Below are 24,457 nucleotides of genomic sequence, written 5' to 3'. Positions count from 1 at the left end.
CTTTCTGCTGCCCGCGGCGATTACGGCCCGGTGCCCTGATAAAGCCAGCCAGACAATCGCTGACCGAAGTTGTTGAAGCCGGAAACAACCGACGAGATGACGAGGTCAAGCGCGCCGGTATTGAGGGCCCCCGACAGCCCCGCGCCGCGGTTGAGCAGGCCCGAAAGCTGCGTGCCGAAGTTGTAGAAGCCCGAGGCCGATCCGAGGACGGGATCCGAGATGGCGTTGAACCAGCCCGACATGCCCGAGCCGCTGTTCCAGAAGCCCGAGCCGCCACCGCCGCCAACGTTGAAGATCCCTGACGACGGCAGTGGGGTGGTGTTCCAGAAACCAGGAGTCCCCCCGAATCCGAAGATCGGGATGTTGACGGGGCCCGCCGTGGAGTTGACGTGAATCTCGAGCGGGAGCCGGTCGAATGCCACGGTGATCGGCCAGGTGGAGGACGGGGTCTCGAGATTCACTGCCATGCCGAGCGCGAATTTGGGAACCCCCGAAGCCGCGATGTCGAAGCCCGGAATGGTCACCGACACAGGCAGACCCACGTGGATCGGGCCGCCAATAGTGAATCCCAAAGCGGTCGCGGTCGTCGGGTTGAAGACGATCGGATGTATGGCGAAATTCGACGAGCTGCTACTAATTCCCCCGGGCGTTTCGGCGATGACTTGGAAATGAATGGCGGGAAGGTAGCTGGCGGCAAGGACACCAGGTCCGCTCCCGCCGGATATCGACAAGACGCCGGCGCTCGAGTATCTGATCTCCAGACCCGGGGTCGAGATGGTGATGGGCGCGATAGTGATCGGGCCGATGTCGACGGTTGGGTTGGCGCTGACATGGATGGAGGGAATGGGGATGGACGGGATATTGACGGGCCCCGCGTGGCCGGTGAGTGTGACGAATAGCGGAACCGAGGGGATGTCGATCGGCGGCAGGAGGGTGAACGCATCGATGGCGCCGCTAACATCGCCGGCCACCGCCGGGAATTGGGGAATGGTGTAAACGAGCGATAGGCCGGGCAGGCCCTCGTAGCTGCCCCGCCACAGGGTGCCGTTGCTGTAGTCGCCCGCCAGGAAGGCGCCGGTATTGACGTTGCCGGCGTTGGCGATGCCGGTGTTGGAGTGGCCGGTGTTGAACCAGCCGGTGTTGATGTTGCCCGGGTTGAAATCGCCGGTATTGGTGCTGCCCGCGTTGAAGCTGCCGGTGTTGTAGTGCCCGGCATTGAGCAGGCCGGTGTTGAAGTTCCCCGCATTGAACAACCCCGAACTGGCCACCCCGGAATTGCCGAGGCCGGTGTTGTAGCTGCCCGAGTTGAACAACCCGAAGTTGCCCGTCCCGGTATTGAAGAACCCCACGTTGCCGGTACCGGAATTGAACAACCCGATGTTGCCCGCCCCGGAGTTAAAGCCACCGATACCGGTCAGGTTGTTACCGGTGAGCCCGATCCCCCAGTTGTTGTTGCCCGTGTTGGCCAACCCGATATTGCCCAACCCGACATTGGCCAACCCGGCATTGCCGCTGCCGGCATTGCCGAACCCGACGTTGCCGACGCCGGCCACACCCGAACCCAAACCAGAGTTGCCGAACCCGAGGTTGCCGTGGCCGATATTGCCCAACCCGAAATTGCCGCCGCCCAGATTGCCAAAGCCCAGGTTCGCCTCGCCGACGTTGGCCGCACCCAGATTGAAGTCCCCGAGGTTGCCCAGGCCGAGATTGCCGTTGCCGACATCGGCCAAACCGATGTTGATGATGGCGGACTGGTTCAACGCGGAGCCCGCCGCCAACAACCCCGACACCTGGTGGCCGAAATTGCCCAAACCCGACACCAACGCCGGCGTCTCGACGCCCAACGCGCTGGTGTTGTAGAACCCCGACAACCCCGAACCCCAGTTCAGCACCCCCGACCCCAGCGCACCGACGTTGAAGTAGCCCGAGCTGGTTCCGAGCAGCGCGCTCGATGCCTGGTTCCACCAGCCGGACATGCCGGTTCCGACGTTGCCCCAGCCCGATCCCCCGCCCGCGCCAGAATTGAAGAAGCCGGACGACGGGGTGGTGCTCGTGTTGCCGATGCCAGGTGTCGCCGGGAAGTGGATCAGTCTGATGTCGCTCGGGATGACATAAGCCGAGCCGCCCGCGTTCGCCACGATTTGCGGGATCGTGATCGCCGGAATGTCGACGGCCAAAGTGCCGGCGTGGACATGGAAGTTGACCAGATCCATCGGCGAGAACTGAAGCCCGTCGGGGAAAATGGTGAACGGGTCGATAAAGACCGGCACATGGAAACCCAGTTGGATTCGGCCGATATTAATTTCGGGAGTGTCGAAGCCCTGTGTGATCACAGTGAGAACCGAGTGGGTTTGGCCGACCAAGCCGCCAAGCGTGTATAGGTCGCCGGTTGCGAAGCCGGGCATGCCAGCTGGCGGCTCCTCATATGTCTGGCCGATTGTGTAATAGGTCGGGGCGCCTCCAACACCGTCTGAGGTCCAGATAATGAACGGGCCTACAGACGTATCTGGTGCTCTCACAGGGTCGGCATGCATAACCACCGAGAGGCCGTCGATTCCGGGGATACGGACGGACGGGAGGTGGATGGGGCCGAAACCGATACTTCCCATAATGTCGGGGTTTAATGCGGGGATATCGATTGGCTCGATGAAGAATTCGCCTAATGAGACGCTTCCGTCGAGATGCACGTTGATTGCCGGGATTGGGATAGGCGGGACGACTACGGGGCCAAAGGAAGCGCTCGCCTGGATGTCCAGGAAGGGGATCTTGGGGAGCGGGTAGTCGTACGTGTAGTGGAGTAGGCCCTGGTAGTCGCCACGTCCGAAGATGCCGTTGCTGTAGTTGGCCGACATCAAGGCGCCGGTGCCGACGTCACCCGAGTTGGCGATGCCGGTGTTGGAGTGGCCGGTGTTGAACCAGCCGGTGTTGATGTTGCCCGGGTTGAAATCGCCGGTATTGGTGCTGCCCGCGTTGAAGCTGCCGGTGTTGTAGTGCCCGGCATTGAGCAGGCCGGTGTTGAAGTTCCCCGCATTGAACAACCCCGAACTTGCCACCCCGGAATTGCCGAAGCCGGTGTTGTAGCTGCCCGAGTTGAACAACCCGAAGTTGCCCGTCCCGGTATTGAAGAACCCCACGTTGCCGGTACCGGAATTGAACAACCCGATGTTGCCCGCCCCGGAGTTAAAGCCACCGATACCGGTCAGGTTGTTACCGGTGAGCCCGATCCCCCAGTTGTTGTTGCCCGTGTTGGCCAACCCGATATTGCCCAACCCGACATTGGCCAACCCGGCATTGCCGCTGCCGGCATTGCCGAACCCGACGTTGCCGACGCCGGCCACACCCGAACCCAAACCAGAGTTGCCGAACCCGAGGTTGCCGTGGCCGATATTGCCCAACCCGAAATTGCCGCCGCCCAGATTGCCAAAGCCCAGGTTCGCCTCGCCGACGTTGGCCGCACCCAGATTGAGGTTGCCGATGTTGCCCAGGCCGAGATTGCCGTTGCCGACATCGGCCAAACCGATGTTGATGATGGCGGACTGGTTCAACGCGGAGCCCGCCGCCAACAACCCCGACACCTGGTGGCCAAGATTGCCCAAACCCGACACCAACGCCGGCGTCTCGACGCCCAACGCGCTGGTGTTGTAAAACCCCGACAACCCCGAACCCCAGTTCAGCACCCCCGATCCCAGCGCGCCGACGTTGCCGAATCCTGACCCCATCCCCACCAATGCGCCGTGTGCCTGGTTCCACCAGCCCGACACACCCGCTCCGAAGTTCCCGAAACCGGACACCCCACCCGCGCCGCTGTTGAAGAAGCCCGATGACGGCACCGGAGACGTGTTCCCGAAGCCCGGCGCCGCCGGAATGTGAAGTAGGACGACGTTGCTGTGCGGCACGGTGATGTTTATTGCGGCGTGCAATGGAAGCGACTCGATCCACAAGCCGTCCGGGAAGAAGGTGAAGGGTTCCAGCCCCCCGGTCATACTGAAATTCAGCGGAATTGCATCTCGCGGAATGCTGAGGCCATCAGGGAATAGAGTGAAATCCAGACCGCCGCCGATGTCAATTTTCAGCGGAATAGGTTTGGTGGCAATTTCCGGAATAGTAAGACGCGGCATAGCGATCGAGGTGTAGCCGGTCGATGGATTAGTTTTTCCGGTATAAAGCACGATACCTGTCACAGGCTCTTTGGCATACCAAACGGGATTCTCTGCCGTCCCTGCGTTGTAGATTCCGTTGTGTTGCCCAATCGTCCACACCGTGTTTGGGCCTGTGAACGGTAACGGTATCTTCACCTTGATCAAGGGAAGCGTGAAGAAGGATTCGTTAACCGACGGTGCACTCGTCGTTATCGTGTAGGTCTCGCCACCGATCGTCATTTCTTCCAGGAAGACGATGGACGGGATTTCCTGCAATTCGTGGATGTCCAACTTGAACCCGATGTCGATCGGATCGATGGCGAACGGTCCAATATTGATCAATTCGAAGATGTCGAAATCGATTCCATCGATATGGATGGGGTCGGTGATCTTGATGGGGCCGAAGTCGAATGTCTGGTTGAAGTCCAGGAGCGTGCTGCCGGGTATCTCGATGTTCAACGTGAAGCCGTAGGTGCCGTGCCAATCGCCCGTCCACAGCACCCCGTTGTTGAAGTTTCCAGAGTTGAAGGCGCCGGTGTTGACATTGCCCGTGTTGAACACCCCGGTGTTGGTGTTTCCGGAGTTGAACCAACCGGTGTTGGTGTTGCCCGTGTTGAAGTCGCCGGTGTTGGTGTTGCCGGTGTTGAAGCTGCCGGTGTTGTAGTGGCCGGCGTTGCCGATACCCGTGTTGAAGTCGCCGGCGTTGAACAATCCGCTGCTGGCGATGCCGGAGTTGCCGAAGCCGGTGTTGTAGCTGCCGGAGTTGAACAGCCCGAAGTTCCCGGTGCCGGTGTTGAAAAACCCGATGTTTCCGGTACCGGAGTTGAACAGCCCGACATTGCCGATCCCGGAGTTCAGTCCGCCGATACCCGTCAGGTTGTTACCGGTGAGCCCGATCCCCCAGTTGTTGTTGCCCGTGTTGGCGAGCCCGATGTTGCCCAGCCCGATGTTCGCCAATCCGGTGTTGCCACTGCCCGCGTTGCCGAACCCGAGGTTGCCGACCCCCGAAATACCCGGCGTCAAGCCGGCATTGCCGAACCCGAGGTTGTCGACGCCGATGTTTCCGAAGCCGACGTTGCCGTTGCCAATATTGCCGAAGCCGAAGTTCTGAGCGCCGAAGTTGCCCCCACCAAAGTTGTCGCCGCCCGCATTGCCTACCCCTAGGTTGAACTCGCCCGCGTTGCCGAAGCCGACGTTGATACCGCCGACGTTGCCCAGATTCAGCGCGTTGAAGATGTCCAGCTGCCGCAACTCGGCAGTCAACGGCTCCAGGATCTTCCCCAAGTCCGACGGGTATGTGAGCATCGCGAGTAGGCCCTGGTAGGACACCCCCGACACGTGGTCGCCCATGTTGCTGAAACCAGAGATCAACGAAGACCGGTCGGCGTCCAGCGTGCTGACGTTGAACCACCCGGAGATGCTGGTGCCTGAATTCAGCAACCCCGATGCCAGGCCGCCGGCATTGCCGAGGCCCGAGAGCGTCCCCACCGATGAGCTCGACGCTTGGTGCAGGAAGCCCGAGACGGCCGAGCCGGCATTGAAGAAACCCGACCCGCCCCCGCCGCCGGAATTGAAGAAACCCGAGGACGCCAAGGTGCCCGAGTTCCCCAACCCCGGGATCGCCTTGAAGTCGATAATTGGAATGTTGAACGGTCCCGCAGCCAGCGGAATGTCATAGTCCAGGGGGACGGCTGGAATTGTCATCGCCTCTACGGAGACCGCCGGAATGTCGATCGACCATTCAATGGACAAGATGTCGTCCAGCGATATCCCGTCGATGATATCGGCTGGAATCTCGATAGGCGGAGCGTCGAGAGGTATGAATTCAACGACCGAAATCGCCTTCAGAATGACGGCTTCCTGATCGACGTTAAGCGGGAATGAGAATGCGCCCATGCTCAGGGACTCGATTACGATGGGTTGCGCTAAAGTAATGGTGAGGACGGGCGGAAAAAAGAGGATATCTTGTAATATTTTCGGAACAAGATAATTCATATTAAGATTGATGACGATGTTGGAGGCAGTGAGGGGGCTCGTCGACAAGGTGCCCGACGCATGGATCGGGGAAAGCAATTTCGCCTGCGGAGCATTGAAATTCAGGTCGAATCCACCGCCCAGGATTATGCGTATCTCGGGAATGGGAATGTCCGGCAAGGCGACGTTGTAGAAAGCGTCTCCACCGACTTTGAATTGAAGTTCCGGAAGAATGTCGATATCGGAGATGATAAAAGGGCCGATGCCACCGCGCGTGGCGATGTCGATGGGGAATTCTGGCATCGTGACGCCGTAGGAAAGGGCGATCAGACCTTCGTAATTGCCTCGCCAGAATATGCCATTATTGCCGTTGCCGGTGATGAAGAATCCGGTGTTGAGCGTGCCCGAGTTGGCGATGCCGGTGTTGGAGTGACCGGTGTTGAACCAGCCGGTGTTGATGTTGCCCGGGTTGAAATCGCCGGTATTGGTGCTGCCCGCGTTGAAGCTGCCGGTGTTGTAGTGCCCGGCATTGAGCAGGCCGGTGTTGAAGTTCCCCGCATTGAACAACCCCGAACTGGCCACCCCGGAATTGCCGAGGCCGGTGTTGTAGCTGCCCGAGTTGAACAACCCGAAGTTGCCCGTCCCGGTATTGAAGAACCCCACGTTGCCGGTACCGGAATTGAACAACCCGATGTTGCCGGCCCCGGAGTTAAAGCCACCGATACCGGTCAGGTTGTTACCGGTGAGCCCGATCCCCCAGTTGTTGTTGCCCGTGTTGGCCAACCCGATATTGCCCAGGCCGACATTGGCCAACCCGGCATTGCCGCTGCCGGCATTGCCGAACCCGACGTTGCCGACGCCGGCCACACCCGAGCCCAAACCAGAGTTGCCGAACCCGAGGTTGCCGTGGCCGATATTGCCCAACCCGAAGTTGCCGCTGCCCAAATTGCCAAAGCCCAGGTTCGCCTCGCCGACGTTGGCCGCACCCAGATTGAAGTCCCCGAGGTTGCCGAGACCGAGGTTCGAGATGCCGCTGCTCTGACTCAACGCGGTACCCGCAGCCAACAGCCCGGAAAGCTGCTGGCCGGCGTTTCCAACGCCCGAGACCACCGCCGGTGTCCCCATAGCCAGTGTGCTGACGTTGTACAGACCGGATACCCCGGAGCCAAAGTTCAGGACGCCGGATCCCAGCCCGCCGTAGTTGGCCCAGCCCGATGCCGACCCCGCCCCCAGCAATGCGTCGTGCGCCTGGTTCCACCAGCCCGACATGCCCGAACCGAAATTCCCGAAGCCGGAACCGCCACCCGCGCCGGAGTTGAAGAAACCCGACGACGGCGCGGTGGTCGTGTTGCCAATACCGGGGGTGGGCGCCATGTTGATGGCCGGGAAATGGATGGCACCGATGTGAACGGCACCATCGACACCCGCCGGAATGCTGAGTGTGAATCCGCTGGCCAGCATCGTGAACGGGTCGATTCCCCCGGAGAAATTGGTGATTCCTGCGGTAGCTTTCGGAATCGAATAGCCGTCCGGGAAGAACGTGAAGGCCTCGTTGCTGGCCGTGACGTTGAAGTTCAAGAACGTCTGCCCCGGGATGGTGTAACCATCCGGGAAGAGCGTCAGCGAGTCGGTGGCCACGCTGATGGCCACGGCGATATCACTGTTAACGGTGGGTCCGCTGAGTCTGACGCCGTCGACCCTTATGTTCGACAGATAGAAGCCAACAGGATCGCCGTACTGGGCGATCGTCACCAATGGGTTTCTTAATTCGAAGGAACCTATGCGGAGCAATATCGTGTCGACGCGGGATTCGAGCGCAAGAATAGGCGCGTAGGAGTTTTCCGCTACGTGCACCGAGCCCCACGCTTGAATGGGTATTGCGGGAACCGTGATGGGTGAGATGTCGATCGGCCCCAGGCCCACAACCGCCTCTGTGATGGTGAAATGCAGCGCCGGCACCGCGATTGGCTCGACGTGCATGGGGCCGATCGTGGCGGCAACGTGCATGGTGATCGGGGACCGTTCCACGTACGGACCGAAGTAGGCACTGGCCAAACCCTGGTAATCGCCCCGCCACAACATGCCGTTGTTGTAATTGCCCGTCATGAACGCGCCCGTGTTCATCTCGCCCGCGTTCGCGAGACCCGTGCTGGCGCGGCCGGTGTTGAACCAGCCCGTGTTCACGTTGCCCGGGTTGAAGTCACCGGTATTGACGTTGCCGGCGTTGAGACTGCCGGTGTTGTAATGACCGGTATTCGCCAAACCCGTATTGAAGTTGCCCGCATTGAACAATCCAGTGCTGGCCGTTCCGGTGTTGCCGATACCGGAGTTGTAGCTGCCCGAATTGAACAACCCGAAGTTCCCGGTTCCGGAATTGAAGAATCCGACATTGCCGGTTCCGGAGTTGAATAAGCCGATATTGCCGTTGCCGGAGTTGAAGCCCCCGATCCCGGTCAGGTTGTCGCCGGTGAGCCCGATGCCCCAGTTGTTGTTGCCCGTGTTGGCGAATCCGAGATTGCCCAGGCCGACGTTCGCCAGACCGAAGTTGCCGCTGCCGGCGTTGCCGAACCCGATGTTGCTCAGACCCGCAACGCCCGCCCCCAGACCCGAGTTACCGAACCCGAAGTTGGCGCTGCCAACATTGCCGAACCCGAAGTTGCCGCCGCCAACATTCCCGAGGCCGATGTTGGACGCGCCGATATTGGCCGCGCCCACATTGTGTTCCCCGACGTTGCCCAGACCCAGATTGGCGTGGCCGACATCGGCCAATCCGACATTGTCGATAAACGCCCGGCCCAGGCCATCACCCACCGACATCAACCCCGAGACTTGTTGGCCCACGTTGCCCAACCCAGAGACGAACGCCGGAGCCCCTAGTGCTGCGGAGTTGTAGAAGCCCGATATACCGGTACCGAAGTTCAGCAGGCCGGAGTGCAGCGAGCCGGCGTTGGCAAAACCCGAGCCCGCCCCGAGCTCCGCGATCGAGGCCTGGTTCCACCACCCCGACACGCCCGCGCCGAAGTTCCCGAAACCCGACGTCCCGCCCGCGCCGCTGTTGAAAAAGCCCGACGATGGAGCGGCAGTCGTGTTCCCGAAGCCCGGGTTTGCCGGGATGTCGATGCCATGGATCGGGATCGGGCCGATGTTGATACCGCCCCCGATATCCAGCGGGATGCGGCTGATGGTGATCGCCGGGATGGTGAGGCCGTCAACCTGGCCAGTGATATCGATCGTGAACGAAATCGGCTGGTCGGTAATGCCGAAGCTTGGAATGGTGAAGCCGGGGGCTCCCAGATGCACCTCAGTTGTCAACTGCAGCGGGCTCTTGGGGATGCTGATGCCGTTCGGGAACGCCGTGACTGCCGGACTATTCCAGGAGACGGTCAATGGGAATTGCGGCACGGAGGTATCGACCTCGATGGGGCCGTTGATGAAGCTGCCTGGTCCACTCATCGCGGGGATGCGCAACAACCCCAATACGTTGAAGGGACCAGCGTTGAGCGTCAATGGACCCCAGACCTGCGCGGGAAACAGGGTGATCGGCGAGATCGTAAGGGGGCCAAGCACTATGGGTATTTTCATGCCCCCGCCGAACGCGGGGATGGTGATATCGGGAACTACGAGGCGCGGGAAAGTGATTGTCCTGTGAATATCTATGGGAATGGTCGGGATAACCGGGATCGGCAACAGGTTGATGGGGCCGATCTCCGTCTTGATACCCAGGCCTATCGGGATCGGGGGAATCGACGACCCGCCGGCGAAACCGTTCAGGCCCTGGTAGTCGCCCACCATGAACATGCCGTTGCTGTAGTTCCCCGCGATGAAACCGCCGGTGTTGACGTTGCCGGAGTTCGCAATCCCGGTATTGACGTGTCCGGTGTTGAGCCAGCCGGTATTGGTGTGCCCTACGTTGAAGTCACCTGTGTTGAAGCTGCCCGCGTTGAAGCTTCCGGTGTTGTAATCGCCGGTGTTGGCTAGGCCGGTGCTGAAGCTTCCTAGGTTGAACAACCCCGAACTGGCGATCCCCGAATTGCCGATGCCGGTGTTGTAGCTGCCCGAGTTGAACAACCCGAAGTTTCCGGTCCCCGAGTTGAAGAACCCGACATTGCCGGTACCCGAGTTGAACAGCCCAATGTTGCCGGTGCCTGAGTTCAGGCCGCCGATGCCGGTCAGATTGTTCCCGGTGAGCCCGATCCCCCAGTTGTTGTTGCCCGTGTTGGCAACGCCGATATTGCCCAGCCCTAAGTTGGCGAACCCCGAGTTGCCGCTGCCGGCGTTGGCAAGCCCGACGTTTTGAAAGCCGGGCAGCCCGGCTGACAGACCAGAATTGCCGAAGCCAAAATTGTTGGACCCGACATTGGAAAAGCCGATATTACCGCTGCCGCTGTTCGCCGCGCCCAGGTTCTGGCCACCGACGTTCGCCCCACCCACGTTGAAGTTGCCGACGTTGCCCAGGCCCAGGTTGTAGTTACCGACATTCGCCAAGCCCGCGTTCAGGTTCAACGCGCGCGCCTCGCTAAAGCCCGGCAATGCTGCAACCGCCGCGGACGCACCCGCGTGATAGCCGACCATCGCGGCCACGTCCTCGGCCCACATCAGCTCATAGGCAGCCTCGGTCGCTGCGATCGCCGGGGCGTTCTGACCGAAAACATTCGACAACACCAACGACACCAACTCCGACCGGTTGGCAGCGACAACAACCGGATCCACTGTCGCCGCCAACGCCGCTTCGAAGACCCCCACCATCGCCCGGGCCTGAGAACCCACGGCGTCAGCCGCAATTGCAACCGCGTCCAACCAACCCGCATACGGTGCTGCCGCGGCGGCCATCGCGGCCGACGACGGTCCCTGCCAAGCGGCGCCCACTAGTCCCGCTGTCACCGACCGGAACGAGTCGGCCGCCGACCCTAGCTCTGCGGCCAGGCCTTCCCACGCGTTGGCCGCGGCCAGCAAGGGCTCCGGCCCCGCACCACCATGCATCAGGACGGAATTAATTTCAGGCGGCAGAACCTGAAAATTCACAGCCCTACCTCCCTAGGTCGAGGCCGCCATCGTCTCACCGCCAAGTTTGGAAATTTGGCAACCTGCGCACGATTCGTCCATTCCGTCAATAAACGCATCAAATATCAATTTATGCAGACAAACTGCACCCCGCTCGGCTATGATGTCGCACCAAAATTTCCGCCTATCTTCGCTGACAGCTGGCTATCCTGATGCCGAACCGAAATAAACCGCACAGCGAACAGTGGCCGGTAAGTCCCACGGTGACCTCAGCTTGGGCCGTGGCCACCGCGCTTGGGGTCAAGATTATTTACAGCGCGTAGTCGGCGGCAGCGGTCAAAACACCCTCAACGCCCTTGGCGGGCCGGCTTCCGCCTGTGGGTAATTCTGACGTTCATCGGGATCAAACCGAGGACGGCGGATACCCAGTGGTCGAGAGTCGGCGGCTGAGCGTTGTTGAGGATCAGCGCCAAACTTTGGCTGTTCGCGTCTTGTATGCCAGCTCAAACCAGTCATAGACCGTGCTGTAGTTCGGGTCGAGAGTATTGATCGGGTCAGGACCCGCATAGCCCGTGTCGGTGGCATTGACGGCGATGTAGAGCGGCTCCTTGATCGACATCCATATCCGGCCGCCTTGGAATTCGGGCGGGATCTGGAAGTTGTGCGCGTCGGCGAGAGTGAATGACATATTGGGGTAATTCACCCCACCCTTGGTGAGATGGCCCGGGGCGTCGGCCGCGGTGTGGTCGGTTGCGCGGTCATTTAGCGAATCTCTCTGACTCAGTATGCGAAATTCTGAAAGCAGATGCTGTCGGGCTTTGTCCGCACCAGTACGCCCAACATCGCGGCGTCGAATAGCCTCACTCGGCCACGACTTGGATATGGCCATGGCCACTTCCTCTAATGGCTGCTCGATGTACCGTTACGAATGACATCGACGGCCAGCACCGTAAAGCGCTGAAATACAGCACATTTCGTTGTTGCATTCGTTGTCAACGCAACAGGCGCGGCGGGGACGGCCCGAGATCGCGACCGTGGCCGCCGACAATCTGCTGTCGACCAGATCGCGGAGTGCAACGGATCCAGCATCGACAAGACGGCGCTTCCGCGGCAGCGGTCAAAACACCCTCAGCGGCCCTTGCCGGCCGCCTCTGGGTTGTGGGTATTTCTGACGGTCAGCCCTCGAGCAGGCCCAGCTCCACCGCCAACAGCGTCAGCTCCGAGCGGCGACGGCAGCCGGTCTTGGACCGGATCCGGTCCAGATACGAACGCACCGTACGGATCGTGATGAACACCGTGTCGGCAATCTGCTGATCCGTCTTTCCGCGAGCGAGCAGCCCGAGGATTTCCAGCTCACGCGGACTCAACAGTGCGCCAGCTGAATTCCGTACCTCACTCGGCTCCCCAGCCGACCGGCCGTCAACGATCGCGTCGAGTCGGGCCCGGTATTGCGACGCAAGCTGGCGATAACCCGCACCCCATGCACCGTCGAGCGCTTCCGTATATAGAGCTACCGCGGTTTGCAGGTCACCTCGGTACGCCGCCAGATCGGCGGCAGCTCCCACGGCCATCGGGTGCCGATCCGGACCAAGGGCGGCGGCCACCCAGTGCTCGGCCTCGTCCTCGTCTTGCGCGGCCAGCAGTGCCGGCACGGCAATACTGGCGACGAACGGGTCGCTCACGACTGCCGGCAACCGATCTAGCAGGTTTCTCGCCTCGTTTGCGGCGAGTTCCGCGTCACCCCTGGCCATGGCGAGTGCTACCCGATTGGGACCGAAACTGCGTTGCCACATGCCCTCTCGTGAACCGAGGTCCTCCATCAGCGCCGCGGCATCGTCGAGCCGTCCCCGCTCCAGCCAGGCACCCGCCAGGATCTCGCGACCCAGAAAGGCGAGCAGGCCGCACCCCAACGCTTCGCCACCAGCCACTAGTGCCCGGGCAGCCATTTCCGTTTCACCAGCGTCACCCAGGAAACGCACCGCGATCGCCTCGATCAGTGATGCATAGACCTCGGTCGCCGGGCCGGTATGGACAGCGCGAAGCTCTTCGCAAATCTGTGGCAGCTCACGCGCACGCATCGCGAAAGCTCGTTGCTCGGCACTTAACGCGAGGCCTGTCGCCCTCTCCTCGGGAAGGACCAACCGCACCGCTTCGGCGACGCCCCGATCGATCAACGCCAGCCCTTCGTCGCGCTGTCCCAGCTCACACAGCGCGACACCGCGGTACGTAAGTGCTGGCGCGCGCGCTAGCTCCGCGTCCAGCTCCTCGGCCATCGCCAATGCGCGATCGGCGTATTCCAGACCAACCTTGCAGTCCAGGATGGAGTTGTGCCACATCGCCACGCGCGCGTAGGCCGACGCGAGATCCGAACTGGGCGGCATCTTTTCGAGCAGGACGCGAGCGGCATCGAACGCCTCGAAGGAAGCCCGGTGATCACCGGCAAACCAATGGCTGGCACCAAGGGCGAGCATCACCTTCGGCGTGGAGGGATGTGCGACTCGTTGGAGGAGTTCGACGCCTTCTTTCAGCGGCACGACGGCGGTCACCGGCCGACCGCTTGCGGACAACATGCGCCCCTGCTCGCACAACAACTCACCCCGCTCGCCGGGATCACTAACGCCGGCCAAAGCATGTTCGTAGAGTGCTGCCGCCTCGGCGAACGCGCCGCTTCGCGCGGCCATCTCCGCGGCGTCAGCACAGAGCGGCGCCGCGTCGGACGTGCGGCCGGCCGCAAGCAGGTGACGAGCACGATCGATGACGGGCGCGGGTGGCAGCACGCGCGAGAGCACGTCGGCGGCCCGGGCATGTAGATCCGTGACGTCCCACACCGCGATCGCCTTGTATACCGCCTCGTGGATGAGGGGGTGGCGGAAGCACAGCCGGCTGCGGTCAGCGGTGTCGGTGTCGAGGAGTTGGGCGTTGACCGAGGCATGCAGCGCGGCCGATACCGTGTTCACCGGCAGCTCTGTGAGCTCTGGAAGCAACCGTGGGTCGAACACACGTCCCAGCACGGCCGCAGCGGTCACGACGCGCACGTGCGCACTTTCGAGCCGGTCCAGTCGCCGGAGGATTCCCGCCGCCAACGAATCGGGCATGTCGAGTTTGGACAGCGCGGAGTACTGCCATACGCCGTCGCGCTCGAACATCTGTCCCGAGTTGATCGCGTGCTCCAGCAGTTGCTCCACCACCAACGGCACGCCCCCCGAACGAGCGAAAAGCATATCCACAAATCCGTGGCTGACCCGGTCAACACCGAGCCGGGCACAGATAAGCCGGCGAACTTCGGGCGCCGTGAGCGGACGCACCGGCAGCGTCGATGCGAGACCCGCACGTCGCCACCCGTCAAGGATGACCCGTAACGAATGCGACGGACTGACCTCGTCAGACCGGTACGTCATCACCAGCAGCAACGGAAGCTGGCGGGCCCGGCGGGCGACGAAGTCGAGGAGTTCCCGCGTCGAAGCATCAGCCCACTGCACGTCATCCACCACGAGGATCACTCCCGACGGCGCCGTGTGGGCCACCGCGCGCAGCACCGCGATGACGGCCTCGAAGAGCTGAAGGCGGGCCCCGCCGTTGGTGAGGTCGAATCGTTGCGGCGCTCCGCTCGAAAGTCCCGGAACAATCGCGCTCACCGCGTCGGCCAGGGACCCCAACCGTTCCCGCAGGCAGGCCACGTCAGCGGTTGCGACGTAAGCACCGATCGCTTCATTGAAGGGCAGGTAGGGCAACGAGAAGTCGAGTTCGCTGCATCCGCCCCACAGGGCAACGGTCCCGTTAGCCTCCGCACGTCGGATGAACTCACGCGCCAGCCGCGTCTTGCCCGCGCCGGCGTCGCCGGCTACCAGAAATACTTCTCCCCCACCGTTTTTGGCGGAATCAAGCGCGCTCTCCAACGCCGCGAGATCCGCATCCCTGCCGATCAGTGGGGTAACCGTTTCACCCGCCGGGACGGCCTCTTCGACACCGCAGTGACACGACCGCGATGACCCCCCGCTGTGTCCCCCACCTTTCAGGGAATGCCAATAAGTCGGTAGCGACAGATCGCGATGTTCGGCGTATTGTCCGGGCACGGTAGCGGGCTCCTGACCTCGAAAAACTTGAAATGAGAGGGGAGCCAGACCGCGAGCGCAGTCGCCAGGCAGGTTGGCCATGCGCCGACATGAAGCGAAAAGACACGGCCTACTGCGGTGGCCAACTACCACGCGCCTTATCTCTTGCTCTCCAATGGCGGCGGATGCTGAACGCGGACTGACTATTCCAGCGGTATACCTATCGCTACACGGTCAAATCGCACAATTGACGCACCAGAACCTTGCATATTGCACAGTCACATCCGCAGCTTTTAGTGCGTGCGAAACTGCAGCCATTTTATTGACGTCGCATACAATTATTTTCTAACAGGAAGGTAAATTTCTAGCTGGTCCCAGCTAACCACGGAGCACCCAGGCAACCTGGCTGCGGTCCGATCCCTTAGCCCAGAGCTACAGTGCAGTCGTGAACGATGTTCAGCGTTTGGGCGAATTGGGCGCCCCCGCTGCGCAGACACGCGGCGAGTGCGGCGCCGACGACGTGACCCGCAAGCTGCGCGGCCGGTGACCGGTCCGAACAACCCGCAGCACGACTGGGTCCTGCACGTCGACCTCGACCAATTCTTGGCGTCCGTGGAACTGCGCCGCCGCCCGGAACTGGTGGGGCTACCGGTGATTGTGGGCGGGAGCGGCGATCCCACGGAGCCACGCAAAGTGGTCACCTGCGCCTCGTATGAAGCCCGAAAACTCGGGGTGCAGGCCGGGATGCCGCTGCGCAGCGCCGCCCGACGCTGCCCGGACGCCACCTTCCTGCCCTCGGACCCGGCAGCGTACGACGCGGCTTCCGACGAAGTGATGGCCTTGTTGCGCGACCTTGGACATCCCGTCGAGGTATGGGGGTGGGACGAGGCGTACGTCGGCGTGCCCGCGTCGACCGATCCGCAGCAGGTCGCCGAACGGATCCGTTCCGTCGTGCTGTCGCAGACCGGGCTGTCCTGCTCGGTAGGGATCAGCGACAACAAGCAGCGGGCCAAGGTCGCCACCGGTTTTGCCAAACCGGCCGGAATTTTCACCCTCACCGACGCCAACTGGATGACTTTGATGGCCGACCGCTCGGTCGACTCGTTGTGGGGCGTTGGCCCGAAAACCGCTAAAAAGCTTGCAACGCTTGATATATCGACCGTCCATCAACTGGCTAACAGCGATGGTGAATTGCTCACATCGGCATTCGGGCCGCGCACCGGCCTGTGGCTGCTCCTGCTCGCCAAGGGCGGCGGAGACACGAACGTCAGCGCCGAGCCTTGGATCCCGCGCTCGCGCAGCCACGTCGTCACCTTCCCGCGCGACCTTACCGACCGAGCCGAAATGAATTCGGCGATAAAGGAATTGGCGCAACGGGCACTGGACGAGGTAATTGCGGAATCCCGTATCGTCACCCGGGTGGCGGTCACCGTCCGGACCGCAACGTTCTACACGCGCACGAAAATTCGCAAACTCGATAAGCCCACCACCGAAGCCGACGTCATCATTGACGCCGCTCTACGCATCCTGGGATTGTTCGAGCTGGACCGGCCGGTCCGACTACTCGGCGTCCGACTGGAGCTCGAACTGCCCGGCTAGCTAATCGAGTTTGTCGGTTCGCCCGGTACCATTTTTCAGCGCCTGGCCGTGACTGATTCACCGTGCGGAGCGTTTACCCAACAATCGGTAGGAAAGTCAACTATGCTCCCGGAATTGCTTCCAGCCGGTTGATCCCTCGTCAGCCGCAGCCTTTCCCGTCGATGGGAGTTTCTGATGTCGGCTTTTGTGAGTATTTCGCCGGAAGCCGTGGCTGCCGCCGGCCAGGATCTGACAGGCATCGGCACGACGCTTCGGGCGGCTAATGCGGCGGCTGCGGGCTGGACGACGTCGGTGACTGCGGCAGCGCAGGATGAGGTGTCGGCGGCGATCGCGGCGGTGTTCGGCGGTTATGCCCGGCAGTATCAGTCGCTGAGCGCGCAGGCTGCGCTGTTTCACGACGCGTTGGCGCAGGGGGTGGTCTCGAGTGCGGCCAGTTATGCAGCCGCGGAGGCCGCCAACGCGGGACCTCTGCAGGCCCTGCTCGACCTGATCAATACGCCCACCAACATCTTGTTGGGCCGTCCGCTGATCGGTGACGGCGTCGATGGCGCGCCGGGCACCGGCCAAGCAGGTGGTGCCGGCGGGATCTTGTGGGGCAACGGCGGCAACGGTGGTTCGGGGGCAACCGGCAAGGCCGGTGGGGCTGGCGGTGACGCGGGCCTGTTCGGCAATGGCGGGTCGGGCGGAGCCGGTGGGGCCGGCGCCACCGCCACGGCCGGCGCGAATGGCGGGCGCGGTGGTGCAGGAGGGTTCTTAGGCGGCTTCGGCGGGCACGGCGGCGCTGGCGGGGCTGGCGGTGCGGGCACTGACACCCTGGCTGGCGGTGCTGGCGGGCCGGCGGGGCCGGCGGCCTGAACAGGGCTTTGGCGTTCTATGCCGGCGGGGCCGGCGGGGCCGGCGGGCTCGGCGGCGCCGGCGGCGCGGGTGCCGCGGCGGGACCGGGTTTGAACGGTGGATCGGGTACGGCCGGTGGGGATGGCGGGGCCGGCGGCGCCGGCGGCGGCAGTATCGGGCTGTGGGGCAATGGTGGGGCCGGCGGCGCTAGCGGCACGGGCGGGAATGGCGGCATCGGTGCCGCCGGTATTGCCGGTACTGACTTCGCCACCGCTGGCGGTCTTGGTGGTCATGGCGGCTCCGGCGGCAATGCCGGGGCCGGTGGTGCCGGCGGTGCGGGCGGATTGTTCGGGTCCGTCGGCGCGACGGGCTCCATCGGTAACGGTGGCGCAGGAGGTGCTGGCGGGCACGGCGGTGCCGGCTACGACGCGGCCACTCTTAGCGCGGCTCCCGGCACAGCCGGTAGCCAGGGCGGTCGAGGCGGTGACGGGGGTGCGGGCGGCAGTGGCGCCGTCGCCGGCACCGCCGGTGTTGGCGGCGACGGCGGTGCCGGGGGTAACGGAGCCGCCGGCATGACAGGCACGAGCAGCGCAGCCGATGGTGGCGCGGGCGGTCACGGTGGCGCGGGTGGCGCCGGTGGTGACGCCGGAGGTGCAGGTGTGGCGGCCGGCAACGGCGGCAAGGGCGGCCATGGCGGTGCAGGGGGCGCCGGTTTTGACGCGTCCGGTCTCGCTACCGGCGACAACGGCGGTAATGGCGGTACGGGCGGTAACGGCGGTGCCGGCGGGGCGGCCGGCGCCGGCGGTACCGGCGGCGCCTACGGGGACGGCGGCGACGCCGGCATCGGCGGCGACGGGGGTGGCGGCGCCAAGGGTGTGCCGCGCACCCTCAACCAGTCGGGTCACGGCGGCAATGGTGGCAGCGGCGGCGCCGGAGGTACCGGCGGGGCGGCCCTCGGTGCGGGCGCCAAGGCCGGCGCTGGCGCCCAGGGCGGTGCCGGGGGTAGTGGCGGTGACGGTGGCTCTTCGTCGTCGAATTTCGCGGGCGCGGGCCAGGGTGGTGATGGCGGCCGAGGTGGAAATGGCGGCGACGGAGGTGCCGCCCCCACGGGCGCGACCAACGGAGACGGCGGCCTGGGTGGTGCTGGTGGTAGCGGCGGTGACGGCGGCAAGGCGACCAACACTCCCGGCGACCAGGTCGCTCGCGCCGGTGGTGGCGGCGGCGGGGGCGCTGGTGGCAAAGGCGGCAGCGCTGGTGACGGCCCGGGGGGCTTCGCTGGTACGGCCAATTCGGGCGGATCGGGCGGTGCCGGTGGCGACGGCGGCACCGCGATCTTCACCCATGAGGCAAGCATGGAACGCGGGCTCGGCGGGGGCGGCGGTGGCGGCGCCGAGGGTGACGACGCGGCCGCCGCAACCGGCGGCAAGGGCGGCGGCGGAGGCGGGGGCGGCGCCGGTGGTTATGCCGCCGCCAACCAACAGGACATCGGCGGTGGCGGCGGCGGTGGAGGCGGCGCCGGCTCGGCAAGCGGTGTGGGCGGCAACGGCGGCAAGGGCGGCGGCACCACCGTCGAACTTGCCCCCAATACGCAAGGCGGCGCCGGTGCAACCGCAACGGACGCGGTAGGTGGTGGTGGCGGGGGCGGCGCCTACAGTTCGGCAGGTGATGGTCAGAACGCCGGCGCCCCGCCGACCGGGGGCGCGGGCATCGCGACCCTCGGGAATGGCGGAGGCAATGGCGGCGCGGTCGGCGGGGTCGGTGGCCAGGGCGGCTTCGGCAGAACCGGTGTCAATAACAACGGCAGCAACGGGCAGAGCGCGCTCTGACGCCGAAGAACGCTGCTGACACCCCCGCTATCGACGTTCCGGTGAACCGCGAACGTCAGCGCGGCACCGGACTGGGCCGAAGCGCGCGTGTGAAGATCGCGTTGACCTGCCGCATCGCCACGCTGTACGGCCACCAGGCCAGTCGTTTGAAGGCATAAAGCGCCCGAATGTCGGGCGACGTGTAGATCAGGTACCTATTCTTTGCGACCCCGGCCAGGATCTTTTCGGCGGCTTTCTCTGGTGACACGGCGTGCCCGCTGAAACGGTCAACCCAACGACTGACCTTCGGGTCGCTGCGGTCAACGCCGGCGATCTCGACGGTATTGACCAGCGGGGTCTTCACCGCACCCGGCACCACGACGGACACCCCGATGCGGTGTCGGGCCAAGTCGAAACGCAACACCTCGGAAAGTCCGCGCAGCCCGAACTTGCTGGCGCTGTAGGCGGCGTGCCACGGGAACGCGACCAACCCTGCCGCCGACGACACGTTGACGACATGCCCGCCCCGGCCCGCCGCCACCATCGCCGGCACGAACGTCTCGATGACGTGGATGGGGCCCATCAGGTTGATGGAGACCATCTTGTTCCACTGCTCGTGGGTGAGCCGGTCAACCGTGCCCCACGCAGATACGCCGGCGATGTTGAACACCGCATCCATGCTCGGGCGCCTGCTGTGGATGTCCGCCGCGAAGGCGGCGACCTCGTCGTAGTCGGAGATGTCCAGCACGCGATGCTCGGGCACCAGTGCGCCCAGCGCGCGGGCGTCGGACACGGTTTGCTCCAGACCCTCATGGTCTCGGTCGGTCAGATATAGCTCGGCGCCCTGCGCCGCAAGTCGCAGAGCGGTGGCACGGCCGATGCCGCTGGCTGCGCCGGTGACGAAGCAGCGTTTGTCAGCGAAGTACGGGCCGGATGCCTTCTGCAACATGGTCGTGACGATACCGGCGGTACCGCCGTCCCCAACTAGACCCACCACCTAGGACGGCAACTAGGACGCCGACTAGGACTCTGTCGAACCGCCCCACAGCGAATTGAGCCACATCTGTTCGAGCACCCGCACCCGGCGTTCCGGATCACTGTCGCGACCCACCATGAGGGGGTCACCGGTGAGCACCAGCGCGGTCGTGGCCGCCAGGGTCCGGATCAACGTCGGGAGATCGTCACTGATCGGATGCACGGTCCCGGCCTTCAGTTCCGCTTCGACCACACCGACAATCTGGCGCAGCAGCACCTCAAACTGTCGCTCCAGAATTTCGCGGATCTCGACATCGGTGTGCCGGGCCGCATTACAGGCGGTCATGACCGGGTCGTTGTGCGAGTAGACGGCCGCGGCGCTACGAACCATGCGTTTGGCGAACTCTTCGGGAGACTCATCGGGTTGGCGGGGCGCGAAGTAGTGTGTGAGCTCTTCGAGTTCTTCGGCGGCTTCGGCCACGATCTGGGCGAGTACGGCGTACTTGGTATCGAAGTAGAAGTAGAACCCAGAGCGAGCGACGCCGGCCCGAAGGCTGATCGCGCTGACCGACAGCTCGCTAAACGGCTTTTCCTGGAGTAGCTCGCGGACCGCTTGCACGATGGCCTGCCGCTGCTTGTCACCTCGCCGGCGCAAGGCCGGCCCGCCCGGTTCGGGCTGGGCGTCTGGCTGGGTGCTCACATGTCGACCTTGCACCACCGCAAGCCAAAACGAAAACTTGACAGCCGTCAAGTTTGACCCAAATATTGGGGGTAAGTGACGGCTGCCACATAACGGCGAAGGAGCGTCAATGGCGACGATCAGCACCCCGGCGTACTTGCTTGACCAGGCGAAACGTCGACTCACCCCCTCGTTCAACAACTTTCCCGGCATGGGTCTGCTGGAACGGCGACTGCTGAAGACGGAATTTCCGCAGCGGATACTCGCCGAGCCGCCCGCCGGCAGTGGCCTCAAGCCGGTCACCGGCGATGCCGGGTTGCCGATCCTCGGCCACATGATCGAGATGTTGCGCGGCGGCCCGGATTACCTGATGTTCCTGTACGAAACCCAGGGACCACTCATATTCGGCGATTCCCCGGTCCTGCCGGCTGTCGCGGCTCTGGGTCCCGACGCGGCGCAGATCATCTACTCCAACCGCAACAAGGACTACTCCCAACAGGGTTGGGTTCCGGTAATCGGCCCGTTCTTCCGCCGTGGCCTGATGCTGCTCGACTTCGACGAACACATGTTCCACCGACGGATCATGCAGGAGGCGTTCGTCCGTTCGCGGCTCGTCGGGTACGTCGAGCAGATGGACAAGGTCATCTCGCAGGTGATCGCTAACGACTGGGTCGCCAACGACGCGCGCTTCCTGCTGTATCCGGCCATGAAAGAACTGACCCTCGACATCGCCTCGATGGTGTTCATGGGTCACGAACCCGGCACCGACCATGAGTTGGTCACCAAGGTCAACAAGGCGTTCACCATCACCACTCGGGCCGGCAACGCGATCATCCGCACCGGCGTGCCACCGTTCACGTGGTGGCGCGGACTCAAGGCGCGCGAGTTGCTGGAGAACTACTTCGCCGAGCGGGTCAAGGAGCAGCGCGCCAAGGAGGGCGACGACCTGCTGTCGGTGCTGTGTCGCACCGAGGACGAGGACGGCAACCGATTCTCCGACGAGGACATCGTCAACCACATGATCTTCCTGATGATGGCCGCGCACGACACGTCCACGTCGACGGCCACCACCATGGCCTACAACCTGGCCGCCCACCCGGAATGGCAGGAACGTTGCCGTGACGAGTCGGACCGCCTCGGTGACGGTCCAGTCGACATCGAGTCGCTGGAGAAGCTGGAGTCCCTCGACCTGGTCCTCAACGAGTCGATCCGGCTGGTGACGCCAGTGCAGTGGGCGATGCGCCGCACGGTGCGCGACACCGAACTGCTGGGCCACTACCTGCCAAAGGACACCAACGTCATCGCCTACCCGGGCTTGAACCACCGGCTCCCGGCACTGTGGACCGATCCGATGAAGTTCGACCCGGAACGGTTCACCGAGCCGCGCAACGAGCACAAGCGGCACCGGTATGCGTTCTCGCCGTTCGGCGGCGGACCGCACAAGTGCATCGGGATGGTGTTCGGGCAGCTGGAAGTGAAGACGATCATGCACCGCCTGCTGCGCCGCTACCGTCTGGAACTGCCCAAGCCCGGTTACCAGCCGCGCTGGGACTACGCCGGCATGCCCATACCGATGGACGGAATGCCGATAGTCCTGCGCCCGCTGTAATCCGCCCGTTGCCGAGTTAGGCAACTAACCGGTTGGCGCAGGCGATGACGGCGCGCAGCGCGGACTCGGTCGGGTCGTCCGCTAGACCCAGCGCCCATTCGCCGCGTTGTCCGTTGCTGCCCCGGATGAAGGTGGCGGTGCAGTCTTCGGACTGCATCTGGTGAAAGCTCAATGTTTCCAACGTGATCCCGCGCGCGTGCAGCATCGCCGTGAGAGCCGCGACGGGGCCGCTGGCGGCGACGGCACAGGTATTGATGTGGTCGCCGACTGCGAGCACCGCCCGGAAGTTGCGGGCCTGCGGGCCGAGGCGCCCGGCGGGCCGCTCCGAGTCAGTGCAGGTGAAGTGCCTTAACCGCAGCGGACCGGCGCTGTGACCATAGGCTGCCGCGAAGCTGTCCCATGACATCGCGCCGGCCTCATCCCGCAGTTCGCGGGGTAGCGGGGTCCCGAAGTGCTCGCCGAACCAGGCGTTGGCGACGCACTGCCGTGGTAACCGAGAGGGGAGAGTCATGGTGCCGGTCTTCTCTAGTCGTAAGGAGCGACCGACGGTAGTAGCTTCCGACCCACAGCGGGGGGTCGGTCTGGATCAGACCCCGCTGCGGGTGCTGGCTACTACGGCAAGAAGATGCACGAGCGAAAACGTTAGACGTCGATGCGCCTCGATGCAAGCCACCCGGCGTTAACTTGCCTGGGCGTGCGCGGGGGTGAGCCGAAGGTAGGCCTGGATGATCGTGCCGTTCGCGCTGGTGTGCGTCCGAACCAAATCCGCAATGGCATTGACCAGGAACAACCCGCGACTGGCCGTGCCGCCAGGTCCCGGGGGTTGTGCGCCGACGAGAAGATCGCTGAACTGGCCGCTGTCGCGCGCCTCGCACACCAGATGGTCGTGTTGGCGCCAAAATGCCAGCTGACAGGCTCCGTCGGTGTACAGGAGGCTGTTGGTCGCCAGTTCGGTCGCGATCATCTGCAGATCTTCGATTCCGTCTTGCGACAACCCCAACCACCCCGCATAGTCCGTGGCGAACGATCGGGCGCGGCGTAGGTCGGCGCTCTCCCTCACCGTGTACGTCACTGCGGACGGGTTGGCCGGCAATGGCTGGTTGCACCAGGCCAGCGCGGCTTCCGGCGCATAGTCCGTGCTGCGGTATGCCGAGCCGCATTTCCACACCAGCGGATGGGTGGTGCGCGCCCCCATCAAAACGTCGTCGTCCAGCCGTTCTGCGTCATAGAGGCATAACCCCAGCACGTTCTGATTCGTCAGCGCGCCGTTGACCAAGGCCTCATGCTGCACACAGGCCAAGCATTCCTCGTTGGAGCGGCCGGGCCATACCAGTTGGCTGACGATCCGCACCCGTTGGCCGGGATACCGCTCGGCAAAGGCCGTCTCCATCGCAAGGAAGCGGCTGGGATTGCAGACGTCGGTGATATCGACCAGTCGCAACTCCGACGCGGACCCGGTGCGCATCGCGGCTAGCTCGGCACGCAACAGCGCCAGCTTGTCACCCGGTACGGCGACGAGTACCGGCTCGTCTACCGCCATGCCGTCGGCGACGAACCGCACCACGAAGTCCAGGTACTCCCGCTGGGAGTGATAGAACAGCGCGGAATGGACAAAGCTACGTTGCTCCGTCTCCATGCTCGCAGTCATGTACCACTCCCGCTCGAAATCACCTTGGTTGCATCACTAAGACCGATCCCCCGCTGAACCGACAGTCACTTAGCCAGGTAAATACCCCAAAATTGCGTTCGCTATGCGCCTATGACGCAAATCTCACTGACGCCCGTCGTCC

The 24,457-nt window shown here is 63.6% G+C and carries 9 protein-coding genes and 1 pseudogene; 3 read left to right on the top strand and 7 right to left on the bottom strand.

All coding sequences use genetic code 11. From position 1 onward, the window contains the following. Positions 1-20: 20 nt before the first annotated feature. From G6N68_RS07460 to G6N68_RS07450, 3 genes are all read right to left on the bottom strand, one after another. On the bottom strand, positions 21-11,135 hold the full coding sequence (locus G6N68_RS07460; RefSeq protein ID WP_163709833.1) for a PPE family protein: 11,115 nt from the start codon (positions 11,133-11,135) through the stop codon (positions 21-23). Between the two features lie 442 nt (positions 11,136-11,577). Next, the gene (locus G6N68_RS30645; protein ID WP_240355413.1) at positions 11,578-11,802 is read right to left on the bottom strand and encodes a beta-1,3-glucanase family protein; all 225 of its coding nucleotides are present in this window, start codon (positions 11,800-11,802) and stop codon (positions 11,578-11,580) included. Between the two features lie 487 nt (positions 11,803-12,289). Then, positions 12,290-15,187: a helix-turn-helix transcriptional regulator gene (locus tag G6N68_RS07450; RefSeq protein ID WP_163709827.1), complete on the bottom strand. Its 2,898-nt coding sequence runs from the start codon at positions 15,185-15,187 to the stop codon at positions 12,290-12,292. A 522-nt stretch (positions 15,188-15,709) separates the two neighbouring features. Here G6N68_RS07450 and G6N68_RS07445 point away from each other — a divergent pair. Next, positions 15,710-16,765 (top strand): DNA polymerase IV, encoded by a 1,056-nt coding sequence (locus G6N68_RS07445; RefSeq protein WP_163709822.1) that lies wholly within the window; start codon positions 15,710-15,712, stop codon positions 16,763-16,765. A gap of 174 nt (positions 16,766-16,939) precedes the next feature. Further along, a pseudogene (locus G6N68_RS31410) lies at positions 16,940-19,425 on the top strand (PE family protein). 55 nt (positions 19,426-19,480) lie between these two features. On the opposite strand, the gene G6N68_RS07430 reads toward G6N68_RS31410, so the two are convergent. Both G6N68_RS07430 and G6N68_RS07425 read right to left on the bottom strand, forming a co-directional pair. Beyond that, positions 19,481-20,353, bottom strand: a complete 873-nt coding sequence (locus G6N68_RS07430; protein ID WP_163709813.1) for an SDR family oxidoreductase — start codon at positions 20,351-20,353, stop codon at positions 19,481-19,483. 72 nt (positions 20,354-20,425) lie between these two features. Further along, on the bottom strand, positions 20,426-21,079 hold the full coding sequence (locus tag G6N68_RS07425; protein ID WP_163709810.1) for a TetR/AcrR family transcriptional regulator: 654 nt from the start codon (positions 21,077-21,079) through the stop codon (positions 20,426-20,428). Between the two features lie 109 nt (positions 21,080-21,188). Between G6N68_RS07425 and G6N68_RS07420 the strand changes: the two genes are divergently transcribed. Beyond that, positions 21,189-22,667, top strand: a complete 1,479-nt coding sequence (locus G6N68_RS07420; RefSeq protein ID WP_163709807.1) for a cytochrome P450 — start codon at positions 21,189-21,191, stop codon at positions 22,665-22,667. Between the two features lie 16 nt (positions 22,668-22,683). Here the strand turns inward: G6N68_RS07420 and G6N68_RS07415 are convergent, their stop codons facing one another. Together G6N68_RS07415 and G6N68_RS07410 are read right to left on the bottom strand one after the other, a co-directional pair. Next, positions 22,684-23,178 carry a 2-isopropylmalate synthase gene (locus G6N68_RS07415; RefSeq protein WP_163709804.1) on the bottom strand — a complete coding sequence of 165 codons (495 nt, stop codon included), beginning with the start codon at positions 23,176-23,178 and terminating at the stop codon, positions 22,684-22,686. Positions 23,179-23,346: 168 nt separating this feature from the next. Continuing rightward, positions 23,347-24,315: an anti-sigma factor RsbA family regulatory protein gene (locus G6N68_RS07410; RefSeq protein WP_163709800.1), complete on the bottom strand. Its 969-nt coding sequence runs from the start codon at positions 24,313-24,315 to the stop codon at positions 23,347-23,349. Positions 24,316-24,457: the final 142 nt, after the last annotated feature.

It is taken from the genome of Mycobacterium bourgelatii (assembly GCF_010723575.1).
GTDB lineage: Bacteria > Actinomycetota > Actinomycetes > Mycobacteriales > Mycobacteriaceae > Mycobacterium > Mycobacterium bourgelatii.
The sequence above is the reverse complement of the archived record's forward strand: the minus strand, read 5'-3'. Positions and strand labels throughout refer to the sequence as shown.

Coding starts and splice junctions, on each gene's coding strand:
- G6N68_RS07415 (WP_163709804.1), bottom strand. CDS start 23,178: ATGACTCTCCCCTCTCGGTTACCACGGCAGTGCGTCGCCAACGCCTGG.
- G6N68_RS07420 (WP_163709807.1), top strand. CDS start 21,189: ATGGCGACGATCAGCACCCCGGCGTACTTGCTTGACCAGGCGAAACGT.
- G6N68_RS07430 (WP_163709813.1), bottom strand. CDS start 20,353: ATGTTGCAGAAGGCATCCGGCCCGTACTTCGCTGACAAACGCTGCTTC.
- G6N68_RS07410 (WP_163709800.1), bottom strand. CDS start 24,315: ATGACTGCGAGCATGGAGACGGAGCAACGTAGCTTTGTCCATTCCGCG.
- G6N68_RS30645 (WP_240355413.1), bottom strand. CDS start 11,802: ATGTCATTCACTCTCGCCGACGCGCACAACTTCCAGATCCCGCCCGAA.